General features: G+C 38.7%; 29 protein-coding genes, 4 tRNA genes, 1 pseudogene and 1 other annotated feature. All 34 genes and pseudogenes read left to right on the forward strand.

The window, feature by feature from the left end; genetic code table 11:
* Positions 1–83: 83 nt before the first annotated feature.
* The 34 genes and pseudogenes from AC0KSB_RS01145 (at position 84) to whiA (ending at position 25543) form a co-directional block, all read left to right on the forward strand.
* Positions 84–674 carry a V-type ATP synthase subunit E gene (locus tag AC0KSB_RS01145; RefSeq protein WP_472305885.1) on the forward strand — a complete coding sequence of 197 codons (591 nt, stop codon included), beginning with the start codon at positions 84–86 and terminating at the stop codon, positions 672–674.
* 8 nt (positions 675–682) lie between these two features.
* Complete coding sequence (locus tag AC0KSB_RS01150) at positions 683–1771, forward strand: V-type ATPase subunit (RefSeq protein WP_472305887.1); 1089 nt, start codon at positions 683–685, stop codon at positions 1769–1771.
* An 18-nt stretch (positions 1772–1789) separates the two neighbouring features.
* Entirely contained in the window at positions 1790–2116 is a 327-nt protein-coding gene (locus tag AC0KSB_RS01155; RefSeq protein WP_472305889.1) for a V-type ATP synthase subunit F, read from the forward strand.
* 105 nt (positions 2117–2221) lie between these two features.
* Positions 2222–4000 carry a V-type ATP synthase subunit A gene (locus AC0KSB_RS01160; protein ID WP_472305891.1) on the forward strand — a complete coding sequence of 593 codons (1779 nt, stop codon included), beginning with the start codon at positions 2222–2224 and terminating at the stop codon, positions 3998–4000.
* Positions 4000–5373 carry a V-type ATP synthase subunit B gene (locus AC0KSB_RS01165; protein ID WP_472305893.1) on the forward strand — a complete coding sequence of 458 codons (1374 nt, stop codon included), beginning with the start codon at positions 4000–4002 and terminating at the stop codon, positions 5371–5373. Before AC0KSB_RS01160 ends, AC0KSB_RS01165 begins: the two co-directional genes overlap by 1 nt.
* Before the next feature lie 5 nt (positions 5374–5378).
* Positions 5379–6068, forward strand: coding sequence for a V-type ATP synthase subunit D (locus tag AC0KSB_RS01170; protein ID WP_472305895.1), 690 nt, complete (start codon positions 5379–5381; stop codon positions 6066–6068).
* Between the two features lie 354 nt (positions 6069–6422).
* Entirely contained in the window at positions 6423–7685 is a 1263-nt protein-coding gene (gene hisZ / locus AC0KSB_RS01175; RefSeq protein ID WP_472305897.1) for an ATP phosphoribosyltransferase regulatory subunit, read from the forward strand.
* The gene (gene hisG / locus AC0KSB_RS01180) at positions 7685–8338 is read left to right on the forward strand and encodes an ATP phosphoribosyltransferase (RefSeq protein WP_472305899.1); all 654 of its coding nucleotides are present in this window, start codon (positions 7685–7687) and stop codon (positions 8336–8338) included. Before hisZ ends, hisG begins: the two co-directional genes overlap by 1 nt.
* Positions 8335–9654 carry a histidinol dehydrogenase gene (gene hisD / locus AC0KSB_RS01185; protein ID WP_472305901.1) on the forward strand — a complete coding sequence of 440 codons (1320 nt, stop codon included), beginning with the start codon at positions 8335–8337 and terminating at the stop codon, positions 9652–9654. Before hisG ends, hisD begins: the two co-directional genes overlap by 4 nt.
* Positions 9655–9741: 87 nt before the next feature.
* A complete protein-coding gene (gene hisC, locus AC0KSB_RS01190) occupies positions 9742–10842 on the forward strand; it encodes a histidinol-phosphate transaminase (RefSeq protein WP_472305982.1) in 1101 nt (366 codons plus the stop codon).
* 135 nt (positions 10843–10977) lie between these two features.
* Positions 10978–11565: an imidazoleglycerol-phosphate dehydratase HisB gene (hisB, locus tag AC0KSB_RS01195; protein ID WP_472305903.1), complete on the forward strand. Its 588-nt coding sequence runs from the start codon at positions 10978–10980 to the stop codon at positions 11563–11565.
* A 27-nt stretch (positions 11566–11592) separates the two neighbouring features.
* Positions 11593–12477: a phosphoribosylaminoimidazolesuccinocarboxamide synthase gene (locus AC0KSB_RS01200; protein WP_472305905.1), complete on the forward strand. Its 885-nt coding sequence runs from the start codon at positions 11593–11595 to the stop codon at positions 12475–12477.
* Positions 12474–13079, forward strand: a complete 606-nt coding sequence (hisH, locus tag AC0KSB_RS01205) for an imidazole glycerol phosphate synthase subunit HisH (protein ID WP_472305907.1) — start codon at positions 12474–12476, stop codon at positions 13077–13079. The genes AC0KSB_RS01200 and hisH overlap by 4 nt, the downstream gene beginning before the upstream one ends.
* Positions 13076–13789, forward strand: a complete 714-nt coding sequence (gene hisA, locus AC0KSB_RS01210; RefSeq protein WP_472305909.1) for a 1-(5-phosphoribosyl)-5-[(5-phosphoribosylamino)methylideneamino]imidazole-4-carboxamide isomerase — start codon at positions 13076–13078, stop codon at positions 13787–13789. Before hisH ends, hisA begins: the two co-directional genes overlap by 4 nt.
* Positions 13771–14523 (forward strand): annotated as a pseudogene (hisF, locus tag AC0KSB_RS01215) (imidazole glycerol phosphate synthase subunit HisF); the annotation flags it as partial. The gene hisA and the pseudogene hisF, both read left to right, overlap by 19 nt.
* A gap of 15 nt (positions 14524–14538) precedes the next feature.
* Positions 14539–14955, forward strand: a complete 417-nt coding sequence (gene hisI, locus AC0KSB_RS01220; RefSeq protein ID WP_472305984.1) for a phosphoribosyl-AMP cyclohydrolase — start codon at positions 14539–14541, stop codon at positions 14953–14955.
* 64 nt (positions 14956–15019) lie between these two features.
* The gene (gene hisE / locus AC0KSB_RS01225) at positions 15020–15307 is read left to right on the forward strand and encodes a phosphoribosyl-ATP diphosphatase (protein ID WP_472305911.1); all 288 of its coding nucleotides are present in this window, start codon (positions 15020–15022) and stop codon (positions 15305–15307) included.
* A gap of 126 nt (positions 15308–15433) precedes the next feature.
* Positions 15434–15598: a 50S ribosomal protein L33 gene (gene rpmG, locus AC0KSB_RS01230; RefSeq protein ID WP_472305913.1), complete on the forward strand. Its 165-nt coding sequence runs from the start codon at positions 15434–15436 to the stop codon at positions 15596–15598.
* Between the two features lie 37 nt (positions 15599–15635).
* A complete protein-coding gene (gene secE, locus AC0KSB_RS01235) occupies positions 15636–15977 on the forward strand; it encodes a preprotein translocase subunit SecE (RefSeq protein WP_472305915.1) in 342 nt (113 codons plus the stop codon).
* A gap of 3 nt (positions 15978–15980) precedes the next feature.
* Entirely contained in the window at positions 15981–16517 is a 537-nt protein-coding gene (gene nusG, locus AC0KSB_RS01240; protein WP_472305917.1) for a transcription termination/antitermination protein NusG, read from the forward strand.
* Between the two features lie 106 nt (positions 16518–16623).
* Positions 16624–17052, forward strand: a complete 429-nt coding sequence (rplK, locus tag AC0KSB_RS01245) for a 50S ribosomal protein L11 (protein ID WP_472305919.1) — start codon at positions 16624–16626, stop codon at positions 17050–17052.
* 19 nt (positions 17053–17071) lie between these two features.
* Positions 17072–17764, forward strand: a complete 693-nt coding sequence (gene rplA / locus AC0KSB_RS01250; RefSeq protein ID WP_472305921.1) for a 50S ribosomal protein L1 — start codon at positions 17072–17074, stop codon at positions 17762–17764.
* 26 nt (positions 17765–17790) lie between these two features.
* Positions 17791–17921, forward strand: a sequence feature (ribosomal protein L10 leader region).
* Between the two features lie 15 nt (positions 17922–17936).
* Complete coding sequence (rplJ, locus tag AC0KSB_RS01255) at positions 17937–18482, forward strand: 50S ribosomal protein L10 (RefSeq protein WP_472305923.1); 546 nt, start codon at positions 17937–17939, stop codon at positions 18480–18482.
* A 30-nt stretch (positions 18483–18512) separates the two neighbouring features.
* Positions 18513–18896, forward strand: coding sequence for a 50S ribosomal protein L7/L12 (gene rplL / locus AC0KSB_RS01260; RefSeq protein ID WP_472305925.1), 384 nt, complete (start codon positions 18513–18515; stop codon positions 18894–18896).
* A 219-nt stretch (positions 18897–19115) separates the two neighbouring features.
* A tRNA-Met gene (locus AC0KSB_RS01265) sits at positions 19116–19192 on the forward strand.
* Positions 19193–19195: 3 nt separating this feature from the next.
* Positions 19196–19270: transfer RNA gene (locus AC0KSB_RS01270), tRNA-Glu, on the forward strand.
* Positions 19271–19336: 66 nt separating this feature from the next.
* Positions 19337–19411 (forward strand) — tRNA-Gly (locus AC0KSB_RS01275).
* Between the two features lie 39 nt (positions 19412–19450).
* Positions 19451–19525: transfer RNA gene (locus AC0KSB_RS01280), tRNA-Cys, on the forward strand.
* Positions 19526–19615: 90 nt separating this feature from the next.
* Positions 19616–20596: a hypothetical protein gene (locus AC0KSB_RS01285; RefSeq protein WP_472305927.1), complete on the forward strand. Its 981-nt coding sequence runs from the start codon at positions 19616–19618 to the stop codon at positions 20594–20596.
* A 97-nt stretch (positions 20597–20693) separates the two neighbouring features.
* Positions 20694–21605 (forward strand): HPr(Ser) kinase/phosphatase, encoded by a 912-nt coding sequence (hprK, locus tag AC0KSB_RS01290; protein WP_472305929.1) that lies wholly within the window; start codon positions 20694–20696, stop codon positions 21603–21605.
* 59 nt (positions 21606–21664) lie between these two features.
* On the forward strand, positions 21665–22615 hold the full coding sequence (gene murB, locus AC0KSB_RS01295; protein ID WP_472305931.1) for a UDP-N-acetylmuramate dehydrogenase: 951 nt from the start codon (positions 21665–21667) through the stop codon (positions 22613–22615).
* Between the two features lie 14 nt (positions 22616–22629).
* On the forward strand, positions 22630–23535 hold the full coding sequence (gene rapZ, locus AC0KSB_RS01300; protein WP_472305933.1) for an RNase adapter RapZ: 906 nt from the start codon (positions 22630–22632) through the stop codon (positions 23533–23535).
* A gap of 18 nt (positions 23536–23553) precedes the next feature.
* Positions 23554–24615 carry a gluconeogenesis factor YvcK family protein gene (locus AC0KSB_RS01305; RefSeq protein WP_472305935.1) on the forward strand — a complete coding sequence of 354 codons (1062 nt, stop codon included), beginning with the start codon at positions 23554–23556 and terminating at the stop codon, positions 24613–24615.
* Positions 24608–25543: a DNA-binding protein WhiA gene (gene whiA, locus AC0KSB_RS01310; protein ID WP_472305937.1), complete on the forward strand. Its 936-nt coding sequence runs from the start codon at positions 24608–24610 to the stop codon at positions 25541–25543. Before AC0KSB_RS01305 ends, whiA begins: the two co-directional genes overlap by 8 nt.
* The last annotated feature ends 8 nt before the right edge of the window (positions 25544–25551 follow it).

A 25551-nucleotide genomic window follows, 5' to 3' on the forward strand; every position in this document is an offset into this window, starting at 1 on the left:
GATAATGTTTTTATTTTTGTATAAAACGAATTCAGATATTTAATAATCTTTGATTTCAAAGATGAAGGAAAGGAGCTATTTCTTTGGACGGTCTAAAATCAATACAGGATCGAATCCTGGAACAGGCTCGCGAGAAAGCGGAAGAAATAGAAACTGCTTCCTTGGAGCAGTGTAATGAAATCATTAAAGAGGCAGAGGCAGAGTGTGCAGCTATACTGTCTGAGGCGAGGGAAAAGGCTGATGCTCAGGCGCAAGCTATGATAAACAGGGCAAGAAGTCTAGCCGCAATGGAAGAACGAAAAAACAATTTGCAGCAGCGTCAAAAATTGATTGATACAGTTTTAGGCAAAGCACTCGAAAATGTTTGCAAACTTTCTTCTGATAAAAAACTAGAATTATATAAAAGCATGATCAATACTGTAGGTGCTGAAAAAGGAATCATAACCTTAGCCAGTAAAGATTTGGCCTTGGCCGAGTCTTTAATAAACAGTATAGGACAGAGTTTTGAAATATCAGATAAGGCAGGAATTTTTGCTGGTGGTTTAATCTTAAGACGTGACAAAATTGAAGACAATCTGACTTTTGATCTGATTGTGCGCAATAACAGACCCCAGCTTTCAGCATTGGCTGCAAAGGCATTGCCTCAGGATCTTGTAAGTGATAAAAAGGAGTAAGGCTGTTTATGAGTGGAGATAAATCCAAACAAAAAACGGCAGTTAACCCTGATGATTATGGTTATGCTACCGGCAGGATTAGAGCTCTTGAGGCAAGTTTGATGTCGCAGGCAGATTTGGCGAGACTTTTTGAAATGCGCCATCAAGACGACATAATAAGGTTAATGCAGGAAAAGGGTTATATTAATGCCGCAATAGAGGAAGCCCTTAAAAACAAATCTATACAAACGTATGAAATTGTGCAGCAGATCATTCCTGACGATAAACTCATGGAAGCTATTTTATTGTTTAATGACTGTCATAATCTAAAAGTCATTCTAAAGTATCTTTCTACATGGTGGACTAATGCTTCCGGCGTTGAAAAAACAGAGGATTTGCCTGAATCTGATTCAGCTTTGGCACATCAGGGTCTTAAGGATTTGTGGCGTGAGCCTGCTTTGGTCGAACCGGTAAAACTATTCCGTGCAGTTAGAGATCGTAAAAAAGATCAATTGCCGGAGTGGCTTTATGAATTGGCTCTATCTGGTGCACAATGTTATCTAAAAACTTATGATGCAGGCAGTGTCGATATATTGATTGATAAAGCTGCTTGGTCAAAGGCAATGGTATTGGCCGAAGAATTAGGCAATGATTTTTTTAAGGGTTATCTGATCTTGAAACAAAATCTGCTTAATCTGGAAATTTTGCTTAGATGCCGTAATTTGCATACAGGGAAAGATTATCTGAAAAAAGCCTTGCTTCCGGTGCCCGGTATTTTGGAAAATGACTGGCTTGATGCATACGATTACGATAGTGATATGCTAGCGGCAATGACAAAGCAATTAGAGATGAATGGTAAATACTCTTTTAAAGAAATAGAAAAAATTATTAAGGAACAGGGAAAGGGAAATATCTCTACTGTTTATAATAATGCTGCTGATATGGCAATATTTGATTGGATAGGACGGGCTTCTTTGGTGTTAAGAGGACCCGAAGTTCCTTTAGCATATTTGCTGCGAAGAGAACTGGAAATAAAAAATATCAGGATAGCATATACTTGTCTGCGTAACGGGATATCTTCTGCACAGGCTCGTGAACTTGCAAGAGCTTCAGTTTGATATTAAGGAGTGTAGCTAATGTATAAAGTCGGTGTTATAGGCGACCGCGATAGTGTAATTGGTTTCAGAGCAATAGGGATGACAGTTTTTGATACTGAATTATCTGAAGAAGCAGGAAACTACCTTAATCAGATGGTTCGTGAAAATTATGCTGTTGTTTTTATAACTGAGAAATTGGCCGAAGATAATATGGAATTGATCCGAGAGCTAAGAAACCAAAAATTACCGGCTGTAATTCCGATTCCATCGATTACAGGCAGTACAGGTTTGGGAATGAAACAAGTAAGAGAATCAGTCAAAAAAGCCGTAGGTATGGACATTTTTGCTGCTTCTGAAGATGAATAAGATAAAATGCAACTTAGATTTTTTGAAAGCAAACAGTGAGATTTTGATAATACGCCGGAGTTGAATCTGTTTAAGACTGGACTCGGCAGCATGAGGAGTGAAATAATGAAAAGCACTATTCAGGGCAGAATCGTCAAGGTATCCGGCCCACTCGTAATAGCTGAAGGTATGCGTGATGCTGAAATGTTCGACGTGGTACGTGTTTCAGACAAAAAGCTGATCGGTGAAATAATCGAAATGCACGGTGACAGGGCTTCGATTCAGGTATATGAAGAAACAGCCGGTCTAGGTCCGGGTGAGATTGTTGAATCAGAGGGAGCTCCTTTATCGGTTGAGCTGGCTCCGGGTTTGATCAGTCAGATTTTTGATGGAATACAGAGACCTTTGGAGAGGATAAAAGAACAAGCTGGCAGTAATATTGCCAGAGGTGTTTCTGTAGCTTCACTTGATCGGGAAACTTTATGGGAATTTGTTCCTGCGGTAAATGTTGGCGATAAGGTTGAAGCGGGTGATATTATTGGTACAGTTCAGGAAACAGAGCTTGTTTTACATAAAATACTTGTGCCTTATGGGATTAAAGGAACGATTCAAAAAATAGCTTCAGGTGAATTTAAGATCACCGATACAATATCCGTAATTTCTCTTGAAAATGGTGAATCCAAGGAAATAACAATGATGCAGAAGTGGCCTGTACGAAGAGGAAGGCCATATCTTGAGAAAATTGCTCCTGATGAGCCTTTAATGACAGGTCAAAGAGCGATAGATACAATGTTTCCTATCGTAATGGGTGGAACTGCAACTATTCCCGGACCTTTTGGCAGTGGGAAGACTGTTGTTCAGCATCAGCTTGCCAAATGGTCTGCTGCAGACATAGTAGTATATATCGGTTGTGGTGAACGTGGTAACGAAATGACTGATGTTCTTCGTGAGTTCCCGGAATTGATGGATGCCAAATCGGGTTATTCTTTGATGAAAAGAACAATTTTGATTGCCAATACATCAGATATGCCGGTTGCAGCTCGCGAGGCTTCGATTTACACAGGAATAACTATTGCTGAATATTTCCGGGATATGGGATATTCAGTTGCAATTATGGCAGATTCTACATCACGTTGGGCAGAAGCCTTGCGTGAAATGTCAGGCCGTCTTGAGGAAATGCCCGGTGAAGAAGGATACCCTGCATATCTGGGGTCACGCTTAGCTAATTTCTATGAAAGAGCAGGTTGTGTTCATTGCCTTGGAAAAGAAAAACGTATTGGTGTTTTGACAGCAATAGGTGCTGTTTCTCCTCCGGGCGGAGATCTTTCTGACCCTGTTGCTCAGTCTACTTTGCGTATAGTAAAGGTTTTCTGGGGTCTTGATTCTGCTTTAGCATATAAGCGTCATTTCCCTGCTATTAACTGGCTTAACAGTTACTCACTTTATGCCGATAAGGTAGGACAATGGATGGATCGCAATATAACTGCCGGCTGGAGTAATTTGCGAGCAGATCTGCTAAAATTACTTCAAGACGAAGCAGAATTAGAAGAAATTGTCCGATTAGTCGGGCAGGATGCTTTATCTGTTTCTGATCGTCTTAAGCTTGAGGCTGCCCGTTCTATGCGTGAAGACTTTTTGCAGCAGGATTCCTTTGATGATATAGATACATACTGTTCTTTGAACAAACAGCATAAAATGCTTTCTATTATGATGAAATTTTATTATGATGGCACGAAAGCATTGGAGCGTAATGCTTCCTTTAAAGATTTGTCAGGTATACCTGTCAGATATGACATAAGTCGTTTTAAATCTCTGCCTGAGGATAAGGTAGATGCCGCTTATGAGCAGATGAATAAAGATCTGTCTGAGCAGATAAATGCAATAATACCTCAGGGGGTGAGATAATGGCTAAGGAATATCGTACAATCGAGGAAGTTGCTGGTCCGCTGATGCTGGTTCAGCAGGTGAGTGGAGTTAAATATGATGAGCTAGGAGAAATTGAATTGCCTACGGGTGAAATAAGGCGCTGTAAAGTTCTTGAGGTTAATGGTACAGATGCTTTAGTTCAGCTTTTTGAGAGTTCTCTGGGAATAAATGTTGAACAAAGTAAGGTGCGCTTTTTGGGCAAAGGTCTTGAACTGGCTGTGTCTCCCGATATTCTGGGTAGAGTTTTTGACGGCATGGGACATCCTACTGATGGCGGACCGGAAATTATTCCTGAAGCGATGCTTGATATTAACGGACAACCAATGAATCCGGCTGCGCGCGATTATCCCAATGAGTTTATACAAACAGGGGTTTCAGCAATTGACGGTTTGAACACCCTTGTAAGAGGGCAGAAATTGCCAATATTTACAGCATCTGGTTTGCCACATTCGCAGTTGGCAGCCCAGATAGCCCGTCAGGCAAAAGTTCGAGATGGCTCAGGTAAATTTGCGGTTGTTTTTGCTGCTATGGGAATTACTTTTGAGGAAGCGGACTATTTTGTAAGTGATTTCCGTAAAACCGGAGCAATTGATAGAACAGTAATGTTTATGAATTTAGCAAATGATCCTGCTATTGAGCGTATTTCTACGCCGAGAATGGCTTTGACTGCCGCTGAGTATCTGGCCTTTACTTTAGATATGCATGTTCTTGTTATCATGACAGATATCACTTATTATGCGGAAGCCTTGAGAGAAGTCTCTGCTGCACGTAAAGAAGTTCCGGGAAGAAGGGGCTATCCTGGTTATCTTTATACCGACCTTGCTACTATGTATGAACGCGCCGGCAGACAGCAGGGAAAAAATGGTTCTATTACACTTGTTCCAATATTAACAATGCCTGATGATGATAAAACGCATCCTATTCCCGATTTGACAGGTTATATCACAGAAGGGCAGATCGTTCTTAGTCGTGAATTGTATAGAAGAGGTATCAGACCACCAATAGATGTTATGCCTTCATTGTCTCGTTTAAAAGATAAAGGTATAGGTGAAGGTAAAACCAGAGCCGATCATGCCAATACAATGAATCAGCTTTTTGCTGCTTATTCACGAGGTAAAGATGCAAAAGAACTGCAGGTTATTTTGGGAGAAGATGCTTTATCAGAAGTAGACAGAATATATGCAAATTTCGCAGATGCTTTCGAAACTGAATATATATCACAAGGTTTTGAAACAGACCGGACGATTCTTGATACTTTGCAAACTGGCTGGAAACTTTTGTCCATGCTCCCACGCACTGAGTTAAAAAGAGTTAAGGAAGCATTTATAGAACAGTATTACGGGAAGGACTGAGCAAAATGGCAAAACGTCAGGTCAATCCAAATCGTATGGAGCTGCTTCGTCTGAAAAAACAACTTGTTACTGCCAGACGAGGTCATAAAATGCTTAAAGATAAAAGAGATGAACTGATGAGGCAATTTCTGGAGATAGTTAAAGCTAATCAGGTTTTAAGGAAAAGAATGGAAAGTCTTTTGGCTGCAGCCAATAAGGATATGGTTGTGGCAAGGGCTGTTATCGATCCTCCTGTTCTGGAATCTGCCTTGATGTCTGGTCGTGAGAGTTTATCTCTTGATATAGATACGAGGAATGTTATGAGTGTAAAAGTGCCTGTTTTTTCATCTCGTTTTGAACTTAGCGGTCTTCAGGAAACTTTACCTTATAGTATGGCTTCGGTAGGTGGAGAACTGGATCAGGCAATAATTGCCTTACAGGAAGCCTTGCCTGTAATGATCGAACTGGCAGAATCTGAAAAAACTGCCCAGCTTCTTGCTGATGAAATTGAAAAAACAAGAAGACGCGTCAATTCTCTTGAATATGTAATGATTCCTGAACTGCAGGATAGTATCAGATCAATCACTATGAAAATGGATGAAAATGAAAGAGGAAATTTAACACGATTAATGAAAGTAAAGGATATGATTGTAAATCAGGCCATTGAAAAGGCAAGACAAAGGGATGAAGCAGCCGAAATTTTGGAACAAGCCTAAACAGTTTTTTCGTGTTATTCATAATTAAACATTAAAATTGATTTGAGGAACATTATATTTGACATGGTATTTTTTATATAGCAAATATTCTAAAGTTAAAAGGAAGTTGTTAGCAAGATTTTTTCTAAAGCAACTTCTTTTTTTCTATATTTTTTCAAGTAGAATTGATTGACAAGCTAAAATATTACAGTTATAATAGCACAATGCTTTATCGATTTAGCTAGGTGAAGTGATAAAGTGAAGAAGATTTATTTGATATAATAGTTATTAAAGATTAATTTTAGAATAAATTAAGTAGAAATAGTTTCGAAATAAAGAATAACAGACCATTTTTGAAGCAGATGGAGGTTTATTATGGGACAGTGGAAATTTCACACGCCGGAAGGTGTCATGGATTATTTGCCGCAGGAATGCAAAAAGAAAAGAGATCTTGAGGCTATAATTAGATCCGTTTTCAGTAAACGGGGTTATGATGAAATCGAAACTCCCGGGTTCGAATTTTATGATGTTTATGCTGGTACAACTAATTTTACTTTGCAAGAAAATCTTTTTAAGTTTTTTGATCATAAAGGCCGTATTTTATGTTTGCGATATGATGGTACAGTACCTGTTGCAAGATTTGCCGCTACAGTATGCAAAGAGTCAAAGACTCCACTAAGATATTCCTACCTTGGTAATATGTACAGGTTTAACGAGTCTGGAGGGGGGCGGCAAAGAGAGTTTACACAAGCAGGTGTTGAATTGCTTGGCTGTAAAAGTGCGGAGGCTGATGCTGAAATAATTGCTACTGCTATTGAATCGGCACAAGCTTTAGGCATCAAGGATTTACAGGTTTCTATCGGACAGGTTAGCTTTTTTAAAGGGCTTGTTACCAGATGGAAGTTAAATGAAGAACAGGCAGAACAGCTTCAGTATATGATAGACGCTAGAGAAACTGTTGCACTTGATGAATTAATTAGCCAATTAGAGCTGCCGGCAGGAGATAAAGAAATTTTGGATTTGATGACTTCTGCAGATGGGAATCCTGATGTTATAAAAAAGCTACTTGAAATGGTTGATTATGAAGAGTGCAGAGAGGCATTATTTAATCTGCAAAAGGTGTTGGAAATTTTATCGGAATATTCGATGACGAGGTATATTTCTGTAGATCTGGGTATGTTGCAAAGTATTAATTATTATTCTGGAATAATATTTAAAGGTTTTACATACGGTTTGGGTTTTCCTCTTTTTAGTGGTGGTCGTTATGATCAGGTAGTGTCTGCCTTTGGACGTGATCTTGCGGCTACGGGTTTTTCTATAGGGATTAATTTTGTAATGACAGCTCTTAGACGGCAAGGAAATGAGACGAATTCTTTAGATCATATTATAAGACTGATTTATGAACCAGTACAACGTAAAGAGGCTTTATTAAAGGCTTCTATATGGCGCGAAAAAAATTTGAGAGTTATTTGTGAGTCTTCTGCTGACTATAAAGCCGATTTTGAACAAGGATCGATAAAAGGAACAAAAACAATAAATCTGGAAACCTTAAAACTTTTAGCAAGCGAAAAATCTGTCGTGGTTAGAATTAAAGAAGACAACTCGATTGAACTTTTGGAAGATGGGGGAAGTATATAATGAATGAAATACTTACTATTGCTCTTTCTAAGGGGAGACTGGCCGATCAGGCAATAGAATTACTTGAAAAAGCCGGCTATAATTGTGATGCGGCTAAAACCAAATCCCGTCGTCTTATTCTTGAGGACGAAAGCACTAAAATGCGCTTTATAATGGCAAAACCTGCAGATGTACCTACTTATGTAGAATACGGAGCTGCAGATATTGGAGTTGTTGGAAAGGATACATTGCTGGAAGAAGGCAGGCAGCTTTATGAAGTAATAGATTTAGGGTTTGGAGCTTGCCGGATGTGCGTATGTGGACCCAAATCGTTAATAGGTAAATTAGATCAGATACCGAATAAGAGAATAGGTACAAAATACCCTCAGATAGCACGGGATTATTTTGAAATTAAAAAGCGCGAAAGTGTAGAAATAATTAAGTTGAACGGTTCGGTCGAACTTGCACCTTTAATAGGTCTTGCAGATATTATAGTCGATATTGTTGAAAGTGGCAGAACTCTGGAGGAAAACGGTCTTACCGTGCTGGAAACTATTGCTCCGATAAGTGCAAGGATGATTGTAAATAGAGTTAGTATGAAGATGAAAGCAGATAGAATAAACCCTATGATTCAATCTGTAAAGAAACAATTGTCAGGAGGTCAGAATCAATGACCGGCAATATTAAAATAATAAATACCGACAGAAAAGAGCTTGCTGCCATAACGGAAAAGCTAGGTATGAGAGGGAAAATGGATCTCCAACCGGTTATAAAATCTGTTGAGGAAATAATAAAACAGGTTAAAAACAGGGGCGATTCAGCAGTTTCTGAATATACAGAAATGTTTGATAAAATAGCTGTTCAGCCTTCTGAAATGCGTGTGCGGGAAATTGATATAGGTAAAGCTCTTGATCAAATATCTATTGATTTGCTGGATACGATAAAGCAGTCTGCGAATAATATTCACATCTTTCATGAGGCACAGCTGCCGCAAAATATAAAAATAGACACTTCTTTTGGTGGATATACAGGTCTGATACATCGCTCTTTAGATACTGTGGGTATTTATGTTCCGGGGGGAAGTGCCCCTCTAATTTCCTCAGTGTTGATGCTTGCAATACCGGCAAAAGCTGCTGGTGTCAAACGAATTGTAATGTGTACACCTCCGAGCGCCGATGGTAGCATTAATTCTGCTGTGCTGGCTGCTGCTTCGGTCGCCGGTGTAGATGAAATATACAAAGTAGGTGGAGCTCAGGCAATTGCTGCGATGGCATATGGAACAGAGACCATACCTGAGGTAGATAAAATATGCGGTCCTGGAAATATTTATGTAAATACTGCTAAGAGACTTGTTTACGGTCATTGTGACATCGATATGTTTGCAGGACCAAGTGAAATACTTGTTATTGCCGATAGTTCTGCAGATCCTGATTTTGTAGCGGTTGATCTGCTTTCACAGTCTGAGCATGATCCTCTTTCTTCTAGTATTCTCCTTACAGATCAGCCGGAACTTGCAAGGAAAGTATCAGATTCAATTGATAAAAGAGTTGCTGCCATGCCCAGAAAATCAATACTGGAACAGTCATTGCACGATTATGGAGCAATCATTGTAGTTCCAGATATTTCAACTGCAGTGGATTTTGCAAATGAGCTAGCTCCTGAGCATTTGGAGTTATGCCTTGAAAATCCTGAAAAGTGGCTAAAAAGGATAAGGAATGCCGGAGCAGTTTTTATTGGCAACTATAGTCCTGAACCTTTAGGGGATTATTTTGCTGGACCTAATCATGTATTGCCTACGAGCGGCACTGCAAGATTTTTTTCGCCTCTAAATACAAATGATTTTATCAAAAAAATAAGTCTTATTAATTATACCCAAAAAGATTTGGAAGTCTGTTGGAAAAAAATAGCAGATTTTGCAGAAGCTGAGCAACTGCCAGCCCATGCTGATGCTGTCAGAGCAAGATTTGGTGAAGATATATATAAAGAATGAGGTAGAGGATTAAAGCAAATATTTCTTTAGTTCAGACAAATATTTTTATCAGGAGGGAATAAAGTGCAATTTTCAGAAAACAGTAAAATTACTGACTCAAATAAAAATTCGCTTGAAAAAAATGATGCCAGGCGTTTCTGGACAAGTAAAACGGCAGGGCTTGTACCGTATATTCCAGGAGAACAACCTCGTGGTAAAAAATTTATTAAACTAAATACCAATGAAAATCCTTATTCACCACCTGAAGAAGTGATAAAATCTGTTCAAGAGTTTTCTTTTGATAGTTTAAGGCTATATCCTGATCCAACAACTCTTGATTTGCGTAAATCTATTGCCGATTATTTTGGTGTATCTACAGAAAATGTATTTGCCGGAAACGGTTCTGATGAGGTGCTTGCTTTTGCTTTTAAGGCTTTCTTCGATAAAAATGAGCATCAGGTTGTTTTCCCTGATATTACCTACAGTTTTTATCCGGTGTATGCAGATTTTTTTGAATTGAACTGGCAAACTATACCTCTAAATGAAAATTATGAAATAAATATTGCTGATTATTGTCAACAAGAAAAAGCTGTTGTTTTGGCTAATCCAAATGCACCAACCGGTGTTGCCTTAACACTTTACGATATAGAATGTATAGTAAAGGCGGATCAAAACCGTTTGGTTATAATCGACGAAGCATATGTGGATTTCGGTGCGGAATCTGCAGTTCAGCTCTTATCTGAATATGACAATCTTTTAGTAATACAGACTATGTCAAAATCAAGATCTCTTGCAGGTATGCGCATAGGATACGCAATAGGTGATGCTGCTTTAATAGAAGGATTGCAACGTGTGAGAGATTCTATAAATTCATACACTTTGGACACAATTGCTCAGAAAGCAGGAATTGCTGCAATAAATTCTTCTGATTGGTTTGAGATTACTATTAGCAAAATAATTAAAACAAGAGAGAAGGTAAAAAGAGAACTTGAGAAAATTGGTTTTGAAGTATTGCCTTCCAAGGCAAATTTTCTTTTTGCCAGGCATTCTGTTATCGAAGCACAATATATATATGATAAGTTAAGAGAGGCAGGAATACTTGTTCGCTATTTTAATAAAGAAAGAATAAATCAATTTTTGAGAATAAGTATAGGTACAGAGGATGATATGAACATTTTTATCGAAAAAATTGCAAAAATTATCGAATAATAATTGTAAAACGGATAAATTATGCATGATATTATTTCTTTGTGAATTTGTTTGTGGTCATACCTGCATTAGTCTATTATAATTAGAAATGATTGCTATTCACGAATAAACAATCAATAAGATCGGGAGGTTATCATGAGACAAGCAAAATTAAGTCGCCAAACACTGGAAACACAAATAGAAGTTTCGGTTGTTCTTGACGGTTCAGGTAAATCTGAGATTAAGACCGGCATTGGCTTTTTTGATCATATGCTGATTCTTTTGGCAAAGCATGCCAGTATTGATCTTTTTATAAACGCCGTCGGTGATTTAGAGGTTGATGGACATCATACGGTTGAGGACACCGGTATAGTTCTGGGACAAGTAATCGCCAGAGCATTGGGTGACAAGAGAGGTATTCAAAGATATGGCAATGCAATTGTACCAATGGATGAAGCTTTAACAGAAGCTGTACTGGATCTCTCAGGGAGACCTTTTCTTGTTTTTGATGCAAATTTCTCATCTTCCTTGATAGGTGACTTTGATACTCAAATGACAGAAGAGTTTTTTCGTGCTCTTGCTTTCAATGCCGGCATGACGCTTCATTTGAATTGTCGATATGGTAAGAATGATCACCATAAAGCCGAAGGCTTGTTTAAGGCTTTTGCTCGTGCTTTACGTGCTGCTGTTAGCATAGATTCGCAAAATTCACAACAGATACCAAGTAGTAAAGGTGTTTTATAATTTTTTTTATTAGCAGGAGGAATAATTATGCTGATTAACGACACTTCATTTATCGATCTACCGTTATTTATCAAGGGAAAAGTCAGGAATGTCTATGATCTTGGGGACAAGCTTCTTATAGTTGTTACTGATCGTGTTTCTGCTTTTGATGTTGTTTTTGATGAACTGATTCCAGATAAGGGCGTTGTTTTGAACAGTATTGCTGCTTTCTGGTTTAACTATACAAAAGATCTGATTCCAAATCATGTTATTTCTACTGATCCTTCAGAGTACCCTGCAGGTTTATCAAAATTCAAAAATGAGCTTAAAGGACGTTCCATGCTTGTTCGCAAAATAGATATGCTCCCGGTTGAATGTATTGTCAGAGGATATCTCGAAGGTTCGGCACTCAAAGAATACAATAAGGACGGTACTGTCTGTGGTGTTAAACTTCCTGATGGATTAAAACAAGGAGATAAGTTGCCTGAGCCGATGTTCACTCCTTCTACAAAAGCTGAAAGTGGACACGACATTAATATTACTTATGAAGAACTGATTGAAATAACCGGTGCTGAAATGGCTCAGAATCTGAAAGATAAGAGTCTTGCTTTATATAATAAAGCAGCTGATTATGCTGAAAGTGTAGGCATTATTTTGGCAGATACAAAATTTGAGTTTGGACAGGAAAATGGTGAACTGGTTGTTGCTGATGAGATTTTCACACCAGATTCGTCAAGATTCTGGGACAAAGCCGAATGGCAGCCTGGAAAAGCTCAAAAAAGTTTCGACAAACAGTATCTGCGTGAATGGCTGGAAACTCTGGATTGGGATAAAAATCCACCTGCTCCGGCACTGCCTGAAGAAGTTATTGAAAAAACATCAATAAAATATAAAGAAGCATATCAGCGTCTTACAGGTAAGGATTTGGCATGATTTCTATTATTGATTACGAGATGGGAAATCTCGGAAGTGTCGCTAAGGCACTAGCATTTTTAGGTGCAGAAGTCGCTGTTACAAATGACCCAGGAGAGATATCAAAAGCTGATGCTGTGATTTTGCCTGGTGTTGGTGCAATGGAGTACGCATATAATAATTTGAAAAAGACTGGTATGGATAAAGCTGTATTGGAGTCAATAAACACCGGACGTCCTTTTTTGGGGATTTGTTTAGGCATGCAATTGATGTTTGAAAGTAGTGAAGAAGGCAATGCCAAAGGATTGGCTGTAATTCCCGGCAGGGTACGCAGATTTGAAAAGCATCCTGGATTGAAAATCCCTCATATGGGCTGGAATAGTCTACAGGATTGCTCAGATGACCTTCTTATTCCAAACCAGTACTACTATTTTGTGCACTCATACTACTGTCAGCCTGAAGATAATAATTGTATTGCTGCTTCTAGCAGTCATGGACAGGTTTTTACTGCTGCAGTAAGACACAAAAACATGCTATTAACTCAATTTCATCCTGAAAAAAGTGGTAATGCCGGACTAACTTTGTTAAAGTCATGGCTTGATAAAGAGGTATATTTAAAATGATAATTTATCCTGCAATTGATTTACTTGGTGGACGTTGTGTAAGACTTCGTCAAGGCGATTATAATCAGGTTACTGTTTATAATGATAATCCAATTGAAATGGCAAAGCAGTTTGTAGATGCAGGTGCTGAGTGGATACATGTGGTAGATCTTGACGCAGCCAAAACCGGAGCTCCTGTACATGCTCGTCTTATATGTGAAATACGCCAGCAAACAGGTGTTCATATACAGACGGGTGGAGGTATACGTAATATTTCACACCTGAAAACCTTAATTGAGGATTATGAAATTGATAGGGCTGTACTTGGTACCGCTGCGGTAAGAGACCGCAAGTTTACATTAGAGGCATTGAAAAAATTTGGAAATAAAATAGCGATTGGAATCGATGCTAGAGACGGCGAGGTTAGTGTTTCCGGCTGGACGCAAGGTAGTGGTATAAGTGCGGTTGATCTGGCAATGGATATGGCGCAGGCAGGTGCACAAAATATAATATATACTGATATATCTCGTGACGGAATGTTAACAGGCCCTGCTTTGGAAGGCACAAAAATAATGGTGGAAAAAACAGGTCTGAATATAATTGCTTCTGGTGGGATAAGCAATATTGAAGACATAAAAGCAGTTGAGAAAACAGGTGCTTCCGGTGTAATAGTCGGAAAAGCCATTTATGAGGGAAAGGTGAGTCTCGAGCAATGTTGGCAAAAAGAATAATTCCTTGTCTTGATGTAAAGGGCGGCCGTGTGGTTAAAGGTATAAATTTTATTAATATTCGTGATGCGGGAGATCCTGTTGAAATAGCTAGGGCATATAATGAATCAGGCGCAGATGAGCTTGTTTTTCTTGACATTTCAGCAACTTTGGAAGAGCGCGGAACGATGATTGACGTTGTAAAACAGGTTGCTGCACAGGTGTTTATACCTTTTACCGTAGGTGGAGGCATAAGAACATTGGAGGATATCAGAACTATTCTCCAGGCTGGTGCAGATAAGGTTTCTTTAAACTCATCGGCTGTTGCAGAACCTCAGCTTATTACTGAAGCTTCTCAGAGGTTCGGCAGTCAGTGTATAGTAGTTGCTATTGATGTTCGACAAAGAAGTGATGGCAATTATGAGGTAATGGTTGCAGGTGGAACAAAGCAAACTGGTCTGGAGGCTGTTGAGTGGGCTAAACAAGCTGAAAAGCTTGGTGCCGGCGAAATACTTTTGACAAGTATGGAAAAAGACGGGACAAAATCAGGATATGACATAGAAATTACAAGAAAAATAGCAGACGCTGTTAATATACCGGTGATAGCCTCTGGTGGAGCGGGTTGTCTTGAAGATTTTTATGATGGAATAGTTTCTGGAGGCGCAGATGCTGTTCTTGCTGCCAGTCTTTTTCATTTTGGAGAAATAAAAGTAAACAACCTAAAAAATTATTTGGCATTAAGAGGTATTTCTATAAGAAAATTTGATAATCACATGCAGACACAATCTGCTGATGTCAATAGTACTCTTGACTTGCCCCTGCCTGTTGAGATTGAAACAGTGAATTGGAAATTTTTCAAAAAAGATAATCAAGATTTGCTGACAGCAGTAGTTAGAGACTATTTGTCAGGAGAGATATTAATGGTTGCATGGTTGAATTGCCTTGCCTGGGAAAAGAGCTGTAAAACAGGTCTCATGCATTATTATAGCCGCAGTCGTGACAAGCAGTGGCTTAAGGGAGAATCTTCGGGGCATTTCCAGCAAATAAGAGCAGTTCATGTTGATTGTGATGGCGATACGATTCTCGTTGATGTATTACAATTGGGCAATGCCTGTCATACAGGTGAGCACTCTTGTTTTTTTAGATCACTTAAGGATTTTGCAAAAGCCAGAACAGATATTATCGATTAAGTTGCCTGAAATGATTATTCTGTCTATAATGACAAGATGTTTATAGAAAAGAGAGGAAATGTGCATGAGTAACATAGGCAAAATTCTTGATGAATTATATGAAGTAGTCCTTGACCGTAAAGAAAATCCTAAAGAAGGATCCTATACAAATTATCTTTTAAACAAGGGGATTGACAAAATCTGCAAAAAAGTTGGAGAAGAGTCTGCCGAAGTTATCATTGCGGCTAAAAATAATTCAAAAGAGGAAATTATTTACGAAGCATCCGACTTGCTCTATCATCTAAATGTTTTGCTTGTAGAGCAAGGTGTTACTTTGGATGATATTTACAATGAATTAAAGAAAAGAAGATAAGCTAAATATTTGACAAAAGACCTGCCCTGTGGTATCATTCGTTTGCTTGTCCACATCAGGGTCTTTTTTTTTGTGACCAATTTAGGACATGTAATCCAGGTCGTTTATTACGGAGGAGTGATAGAGATGGCAAAACCAGGAGCTCGTGACAAAATTACACTGGCATGTACAGTATGTAAACAGCGTAATTACAACACTATGAAAAATAAGAAGAACGATCCTGATCGTTTGGAAATGAAGAAGTACTGCAGATTCTGCCGTAAACACACTGATCATAAAGAAACAAAATGATTTGTGTATTTAAGGCACATTTAAGGATGGTTTGAACATGGCAGAAAGAGAAATCAGCGAAAAGAAAGACAACAAGAAAGTTCAGAAAAAGAAAAATATTTTTCAGAAAATCGCTGCTGTTTTTGCCCGTATGGGCAATGGTCTGAAGACGTTTTTCGGAAACCTTAAAGCCGAATTAAAGCGTGTAATATGGCCAGACAAAAAGCGCTTGGTTCAAAGTACGGCAACTGTTATTGTAATTTGTCTTTTTGCAGCAATTGCATTGTATATTGTAGATACGTTGCTCAGTACGGTTCTTACCGGAGTAGGTTTTTATTCGCCCAAAACGGAAGTTCCTGCTGTTACAGAAACAGTAGCTGAAACTAGTGAAGGAGCCTGATTCATGGTTGATCATAACCCTGAAGAAGCCAAATGGTATGTAGTACATACTTATTCTGGTTATGAAAACAAGGTTAAAGCTACTTTAGAGCGCCTTGTAGAAAATCGCGGCATCCATGATTATATTCAGGATGTATCTGTTCCTGTAGAGGAACAAATTGAAATAAAAGACGGTAAGAAAAAAACTATTCAGAGAAAAATTTATCCTGGATATGTTCTTGTTAAAATGGTTCTTACTGATGAAATTTGGTACATTGTTCGTAATACACGAGGTGTAACAGGTTTTGTTGGACCGACAAGTTCTAAACCAACACCTCTTACCGAAGAAGAACTCATGATTATGGGTCTGGAATCTACCTGGGAGCCTGTGGTTGATTATGGCGTTGGTGATTCTGTAAAAGTAATCAATGGTCCTCTTGAAAGTTTCATAGGTACCGTTGAAGAAATTAATATGGAAAAGAAAAAGGTCAGAGTTCTGGTTTTAATGTTTGGCAGAGAAACCCCTGTTGAACTTGAATTGACACAGATTTTAAGAATTTGATTCGACAGTACATTTGATGATAGCTGTTGAAACTTGTGTACGGTAACTTCAATATTGTATTAATATTGAAAATAATAAAAAAGAAAACATTTGGGAGGTGGCCAAAATGGCAAAGAAAATTACCGGGTATATCAAATTGCAGATTCCCGCAGGTAAAGCAACGCCAGCGCCACCGGTTGGACCAGCTCTTGGTCAGCATGGTATTAATATTGCTATGTTTGTTAAAGAGTTTAATGAAAGAACATCAAAAGATGCCGGACTTATAATACCGGTAATCATAACGGTTTATGCAGATCGTTCTTATTCTTTCATTACTAAAACTCCACCGGTGCCTGTTTTGCTGAAGAAAGCATGTAATATCGAAAGTGGTTCAGGAAAACCCGACAAAGATAAGGTTGCGAAGATTACGAAGTCAGAAGTTATGAAAATAGCTCAAGTGAAAATTGTTGACACTAATGCTTCGGATCTTGAAGCCTGCGCAAGAATGGTTGCAGGAACTGCACGTAGTATGGGTATTGTCGTTATAGACGACTAAGGCGAAGGAGTGTAATGAGATGAAAAGAGGCAAAAAGTATATTGAAGCCGCCAAACTGATCGATCGTTCCGCAGCCTATGAACCTGCAGAAGCAATCAGTCTGGTACAGAAGATGGCAACATCTAAATTTGACGAAACGATAGAATTACATATCCGTTTGGGTGTTGATTCACGTCATGCAGACCAACAGGTAAGAGGCGCTGTAGTGCTGCCTCATGGTACTGGTAAAAGCAAGAAAGTTCTTGTTTTTGCAAAAGGTCCCAAGGCTGATGAAGCAAAAGATGCCGGTGCTGATTTTGTTGGTGCTGAGGATATGGTTGAGAAAATCACAAAAGAAAACTGGTTTGACTTTGATGTGGTTGTAGCAACTCCTGATATGATGGGGGTTGTTGGTCGCCTGGGTAAAGTTTTAGGTCCTAAAGGATTGATGCCAAACCCTAAGTCTGGCACAGTAACAATGGATCTTGCTAAAGCTGTCGAAGAAATTAAAGCTGGTAAAATTGAGTATCGTCTTGATAAAACAAACATTATTCATTGTCCAATAGGCAAAGCTTCATTTGGTGATGAAAAACTTCAGGATAATTTCAAAACCATTATGGGTGCTGTAATTAAAGCTAAACCAGCTGCAGCTAAGGGTCAGTATCTGAAAAGTGTTACTATAACTTCTACCATGGGTCCTGGTATCAGACTTAATACTGCAAAATTAGTTTAATAGCAGCTATTAATTCTGACTATAATTGAAAATAATCCTATAAACCAAAGACAGCAGGTTTCTGGAAAGTGTAATTTCCTGCCGAGGTTAAGGTAGTATTGTATTTTATGCAATTCAACCCCTCCGTCTTTGGCGCGAGGGGTATTTTAATACTGAACAAGGAGGTGCTGATATGCCCAGTAAAAAAATTCTGAAATCAAAGCAGCAGATAGTAAATGATCTTGCTGAAGAATTCAAACAAGCACAAGCAATGGTATTTGCTGATTATCGTGGTCTTACCGTTGATCAGGATACCGCGCTGCGTACAGCGACACGTAAAGCAGGTGTGACATACAAGGTTGTCAAAAATTCTATGTCAAGCCGGGCTTTGGTTGAAGCAGGATACGAAGGTCTTGATGAAATTCTGAAAGGTCCTACAGCTATTGCTTACAGTAAAGATGATGTAATTTCACCTGCCAAAGTTATCAAAGAGTTTGCAGACAAGTTTGACAAACTTACAATCAAAGGTGGTACTCTGGAAGGAAAAGTTGCTGAATTAAGCGATATTAATAGATTGGCTTCTATACCGCCAGTTGAAATTCTGTATGGACAAGTTGTCTGTGGACTGGTTTCACCAATTGCAGGTCTGGCTATGTTGCTTAACGCAGTAAAAGAAAAGGCTGAAGAAGCCGGTGCTGAAACTGCTGCTGGTGTTGTAGCTGAAAAAACAGTTGAATAATATAAAAGATATATAAGGAGGTCATTTGAAATGGCTAGTGAAAAAGTAGCAAAATTTATTGAAGAAGTAAAAGCACTGACAGTTATGGAATTGGCAGAGCTGGTAAAAGAACTGGAAACAGAATTTGGCGTATCTGCGTCTGCAATGGCTGTTGCTGCTCCTGCAGCTGGTGGAGCTGCCGAAGGCGGAGCTGCTGCTGAAAAAACAGAGTTTGATGTTGTACTTAAGGGTGCAGGTGCATCTAAAATTGCAGTTATCAAGGTTGTTCGTGAGCTTACAGGTCTTGGACTTAAAGAAGCTAAAGAAATGGTTGATAATGCTCCTTCTACTATTAAAGAAGGAATCGGCAAAGAAGATGCTGAAGCTGCTGCCGCTAAGTTAAAAGACGCTGGCGCAGAAGTAGAAATGAAGTAATATAATTATTTTAGTTTTACTTAGAGCCGTAAAAAGGATATTTTTACAAATGAGAGTCGTTGTTACGGCTCTCATTTGTGTACCTTTTATGCGATACATATGAAATTTTGATTATGAGAAAAAAAGTAAAAAAAACTTCAAAAATATAGTTGACAAAAACAAAGTCTCTTGATAAACTCATTAAGCACCTCAGGGAGCAAGTGGTGCAAGCAACCAAATGGCGGCGTAGCTCAGTTGGCCAGAGCATTCGGTTCATACCCGAAGAGTCGTTGGTTCAAATCCGACCGCCGCTACCATGCGGCCCGTTGGTCAAGCGGTTAAGACATCGCCCTTTCACGGCGAAAACAGGAGTTCGATTCTCCTACGGGTCACCAAAAGGTTGCTAACCAGGTCGGTTATTAAATGCTCTGGAAGCATGCGGGTGGTATTCACCCAATTGTGCGGGATTAACTCAGTGGTAGAGTGTCACCTTGCCAAGGTGAAAGTCGCGAGTTCGAATCTCGTATCCCGCTCCAAAATGATAGCCGATGGAATTCCATCGGCTATCATCATATGGCACCATAGCCAAGTGGTAAGGCAGAGGTCTGCAAAACCTTTATTCTCCAGTTCAAATCTGGATGGTGCCTCCAAATTATAAGACCTCCGCAAGGGGGTCTTATTTTGTTATCTGACAGTGAAGCTCAAATAGATTTGCATTTAACTTTATGAGGGAGATTTTTATGAGTGATAATATTTTCAAGCAAAACAAAACGATGACTACAATAATGAAATCATATAGAGAGTATTTTTCCAAATCATATGAAAAAAGATTGATGGAAGCCATACATGGTCAAATATCAGCCGATAAGCAGCAAGAGGTTGTGGAAAATGCAGTAGAAGGTGATCTTAATATCTGGTATGAAACAAAATTATCAGATATTTTGACACAAGAAAATACTGAATCGTTTGTTGATAATTATGATCATACGGTTGAGCAGTGGTTGGAAAGCTTAAATTCTGAAGATGCTTTGATAGCTTTGGCATTGCATGCCGCTGTAATTTGTGATGATGCAATGCCTAGACGAATTCTAAGCAAACTATATTACTCAGACATAAATATAAAAAGCAGATTATTAGAAATATGTTTGCAGACAAACTGGGCATCACAAAATGATAATGAAGAAAATAGTAGTTTGGAAGTCAAACAATCTCAGTTGATTTGCTGTGAATTTATAAAGGTTCTGGGACAATGGCAATCTGCTGAAACTCTCCAGAAGTTACTTGTAAAATTTTGTGAATACACAAATCCAGATGAGCTTATTTCAGAGGCTGTGGGAATCTATTTGATAAATATGGGACATGCTGCTATTGAAAGTATTGTCGAAAAAACAAATATGCTTATGGAAATTGATCCGGAAAAGCAGATTGTTCATGAGTATTTGCTGATGGCATTGTCAGGAATAGGGCAATCTTTTAAACAAGAAAATATCTTTTCTGCTTTGCGCAAATCTATGCGTAAAATGAAAATACCTGTCATAGCTGCTGCTTGCATCGGAGATTATGGTGATCCCAGGGGAATAAGAGTTTTGCGCAGTTTCCTTGAGGCGAACCTACCTGCTGTTACCCCCGCTTTATATCAGGAAGCTGTTTCTGCTATTAAGAAATTAGGTGGTGGACTGGAAGGTTTAGAGCATCCTATGTTTCCTTCAAGGCAACCATGACAGGAACTATATGATAAGCTATAATGAATATAGTTCGTAAAGTGGCTCTAAAAGCCTCTGAAGAGCAAATTTGATAATGAAGCGTTAGGAGAATAAGATGGCGCCGGTATCTTTACAGAATCTCGTGAAAGAATTTGATCTTGAAGTAATTGTAGAATTTGATAATTTGGATGATATCTTAATTTCTGTTGCTGATGTAACTCGACCTGGACTGCAGTTAGCGGGTTATTTCGATCATTTTGGCCCTGATAGAATTCAGGTTTTGGGCAATATGGAAACTGCTTTTCTGGAAAGGCTTGAAAGTAAGGACAAAGAATTGCGTATAGACGCACTTTTTTCTAAAGGAATTCCTTGTCTTGTTTTAACCAGAAGCCATGTTGCTTTTCCGGAATTAATAACTTGTGCTCAAAAATACTCCATACCCATTTTCCGCACAGGCGAGACAACTGCTTCTTTTGTGAGTTCTCTAGTTAAATATTTAAATGTAGAGCTTGCCCCCAGATCTTCATTACATGGCGTTCTGGTTGAAGTTTATGGTGAAGGTATTCTTATATTGGGAGAAAGTGGTGTCGGCAAGTCAGAAACAGCTCTGGAAATAGTTAAGCGTGGTCATCGTTTGATAGCTGATGATGTAGTTGAAGTACGTAAAGTATCTGATACAACACTACTTGGAAGAGCTCCGGAAATAATCAGGCATCTGATTGAAATACGAGGGATAGGGATTCTTGACGTAAAAGAATTATACGGAGTTTCTTCAGTAAAGATGCAGGAAAACATAAATTTTGTCATCAATTTGGAACTTTGGGATGAAAAGAAGACATATGAGCGTCTCGGTTTGAATGAGGAGTCTACTGATATTTTAGGTATAGATGTCCCTTCAATAACTATCCCTGTAAGGCCTGGTAGGAATCTGGCTATAATTGTTGAGGTGGCAGCTATTAATTTCAGACAAAAATCGATGGGGTATAATGCTGCAAAAGCTTTGACCGACAGATTATTCTGGACTTAATTAAGTTATTCATATTATATTGCCCGGACAACCGGATTGCTGATGTTGGGAGTAAACAGATGAATTTGCATCAAGAGCTTGTGGCCTTGCTGCCTGCTGCCGGAGAGCGGTTTTTGCCTGATCAATGTATGTCAGGTTATACAACTTTCAGGTTAGGTGGCTTAGCAGATTGTCTTTATTTGCCGCAGTCTGCTGAAGAATTGATGACTGTATACAGATATTGTAATAAAAATAATATACCTGTTACTTTGCTGGGAAAAGGATCAAATGTGGTTATATCTGATGAGGGTATCAGAGGACTTACTGTACTGATATCAGACAATATATCTGATATTAGTGTTCAAGATGAAACTATAATAGCTCAGGCTGGTTGTAGTCTTGCTGCTGTGGCTGCAATGGCTGCTAAGAATTCTCTAAGTGGATTGGAATTTGCATCAGGTATACCTGGCACTGTAGGTGGAGGTGTCATGATGAATGCCGGTGCTTATGAGGGTTGTTTAGCTGATACTGTGCTTTGGACAGAATTTGTTGATCCTGAAAACGGCTGTGGATTGCTAAATGCAAAAGAACATAATTTTGGATACAGAACAAGCGTTTTTGCTGGTAGTTCGAATATTATAATGAAAACTGCTTTTAATTTAAAAAAAGCAAAACAAAGTGATATATACGAGCAAATGGCAGATCTCGCTGCCAGAAGGAGAAAAAGTCAGCCTCTGGATAAACCTAGTGCAGGCAGTGCATTCAAAAGACCGCCGGGTAATTATGCCGGTAAATTGATTTCTGAGTGTAATTTGCAAGGATATCAAATCGGTGGTGCTGCTGTTTCCTCAAAACATGCAGGTTTTATTGTGAATATGGGTCAAGCTACTGCCACAGAAGTCTTTTTGCTGTTTTGTCATGTTCAGCAGACCGTTTGGAAAGAAACAGGAATACTACTTGAACCAGAAGTTAGATTTGCAGGCGATTGGCAAAACGTCTCTGAAGAACTGAAGTATTGTAAATATATTTGATGGAGGATTGAAGCATGGAAGTTGTAGTCCTTACCGGAATGTCCGGTGCAGGTAAAAGTATGGCTTTAAACTATCTTGAGGACATGGGGTATTTTTGCATTGACAATTTGCCGCCGCGACTTCTACCGGAATTAATTAAAGCATATTCCCATCAAAGAAATGGACAAGATGAAAAAGATCCTCAAAGACTTGCTTTTGGTATAGATATCAGAAGTGCAGGTCAATCGGATGATTTGATGCCGGATCTGGAAAAGATATCTGCTATGGGTGTGAGCCATAGAGTTATATATCTCGAAGCTGCTGATCAGGCCTTGATCAATCGTTATAAAGAGAGTCGCAGGAATCATCCTCTGGCACATAATTATGGCCTTTCCAAAGCTATACAGACTGAAAGAATCAGACTGGAAGGGCTGAGGGGACTGGCTTCTGATATTATTGATACAACAGAAATCAGTCCGTCTGATTTAAGAAATAGACTATATGAAATGTTATCTACCAGCGACCGCGATGAAAGAATGACCATTCTTATTCAGTCTTTTGGATTTAAGTATGGAATACCGGTTGACTGTGACTGTGTTATAGATGTAAGATTTATTCCCAATCCATTCTATAATTCTCAACTAAAAAGCCAGTCTGGTCTTGATCAGGAAGTAGCTGATTTTGTCTTGTCTTTTGATGAAACTATAGAATATATGAATCGCCAGGAAGATATTTTTGAATATACAATTCCTTACTATATACGTGAAGGAAAGGTCAGATTAACTATAGGTGTAGGCTGCACAGGAGGAAGACACAGATCAGTTGCGTTGGCTGAAAATCTTGCTTTAAGACTGAGAGATAATAACTTAAGAGTTGTAGTAGATCATAGAGATATCAACAAAGATCCCAAACTTGCCAAACGCACCGATAGTGATCTTTGATATTTGTTATATAGGTGAATGATGCTTACAGATACTGAAGAAAAATTAATACGTTATGCAAGAAAACCAGAATCAGGGCCACGTATAACTGTGCTTGGAGGCGGTACCGGTCTTTCAACACTTTTGCGTGGACTTAAACTATATACACATAATTTAACTGCAATAGTTACTGTAGCTGATAACGGTGGATCATCAGGCATGCTAAGACAAGATATGGGAATACTTCCTCCAGGAGATATACGCAATTGCATAATGGCTCTTGCGGATACCGAACCTTTACTTAGTGATCTGTTTTATTATCGTTTTACAGACGGTAGATTAAAAGGTCAAAGTTTTGGGAATCTTTTTATTGCAGCTATGGATGCTATTTGCGGAAATTTTTTTGAAGCAATTACGAATGTTTCTAAAGTTCTTGCCGTAAAAGGAAAAGTATTGCCGGTTAGTTTGCAGAATTTAAATATAAAAGCAGTTTTGGAAAACGGTACAATTATAATTGGTGAGTCTGAAATTGGCAACAGAGTTGATCCGGAAAAGAATGACATAGTGGATATTTATATGGAACCAGAAACCGCTATGCCTATGCCAGAAGTTGCAAAAGCAATAAGCAGTGCAGATCTTATTGTACTGGGGCCGGGTAGTTTATATACGAGTATCATTCCCAATTTGTTGTTTCCTTCTGTTTGTGAGGCTCTTGATAAAAGCAAAGCCCCAATCGCATATGTTGGTAATATCATGACTCAGCCTGCCGAAACTTATAATTATGATACTTCAAAACACATAAAGGCTATTTTGCATCATGTAAACAGATACCGGTCAGAGAGTTTTGATATTATTGATTATTGTATTGTAAATAATGCTTCGATAGATGATCATCTGATTGAGAAGTATCATCTTGAAAGTGCAGTTCTTGTAGAAACCAACAGTGAAGCTATTAAAGCAATGAATATCGAACTTATAAAAGCTCCTATGGCCTGTGTCCATGATGGGAAAATCAGGCATGACCACACGGTTCTGGCCAGAACCGTGATTAGTTTGATTGATAGGGAAAAAACTGCAACCGGGAGTAAAAGTAATGTCTGAAAGCTTTTCTTTTTCCAGGCAGGTGAAAGACGAATTAATTGAGATTGCCTGCCAAGATCATACTAATAAGAAACTTTGCTTATTATCATGTCTGATGGCAGCTGCCAGATTGAGACCTGGTTTAGTTCAGCTTACAACTTCCCATCCAGACTTTGCTAAACTTGTATCAGATTGGTTTATGGAAATCTATAATGAGGAAGTTGTTTATTCTAAAGGTAAGGAATTATTTTCCATTACTATAAACAATCGTGCGGTCTATAAAAGAATTGCTACTGATTTAAATAATTTCTTCGGTTATGAAACCGGATTAAACAGCCTTGGTATAGCAAAAACATTGTCGCTGCAGCAGGTACAGGCTGCTGTTCGCTGTATGTTTTTGGCATGTGGATCAATTGGCGATCCTAATATAGCCTACCATCTGGAATTTTCGTTAAGGCGACTGCCGGCGGCTTTATGGTTAATGCCACAACTTGAGATTTTAGAAATGAAGGGTCACCTGCTCAAAAGACAAGGGTACAGTGTTATATATTTAAAAGATGGACGTCAGATCTCTGATTGGCTTTTGAAATGTGGTGCACACACTTCGTTACTTAGTTTTGAATCTCTCCGTGTTGATAAAGAAATGCGAAATTCTGTAAATCGGGTTGTTAACTGTGATAGTGCCAATTCGCAAAGAATTGCTAATGCTTCTGCCAGACAGCTTGATCTTCTTAGATCACTTGAAGCTGTACATGGTTTTGGCTTTTTACCGGAAGACCTTCTTGCTGCTGCCAGAGCTCGTCTTGATAACCCTGATTTCTCTTTAAAAGAACTTGGTGAGGTAATGAATCCGCCTTTAGGTAAATCAGGGATGAATCATAGGTTAAAAAAGCTTGAAAAAATAGCTGCAGAAATATTATCGCAAAATAAAAGGATGCAAAATAAATAAGGAGTTAA

The organism is Ercella succinigenes (genome assembly GCF_900002895.1).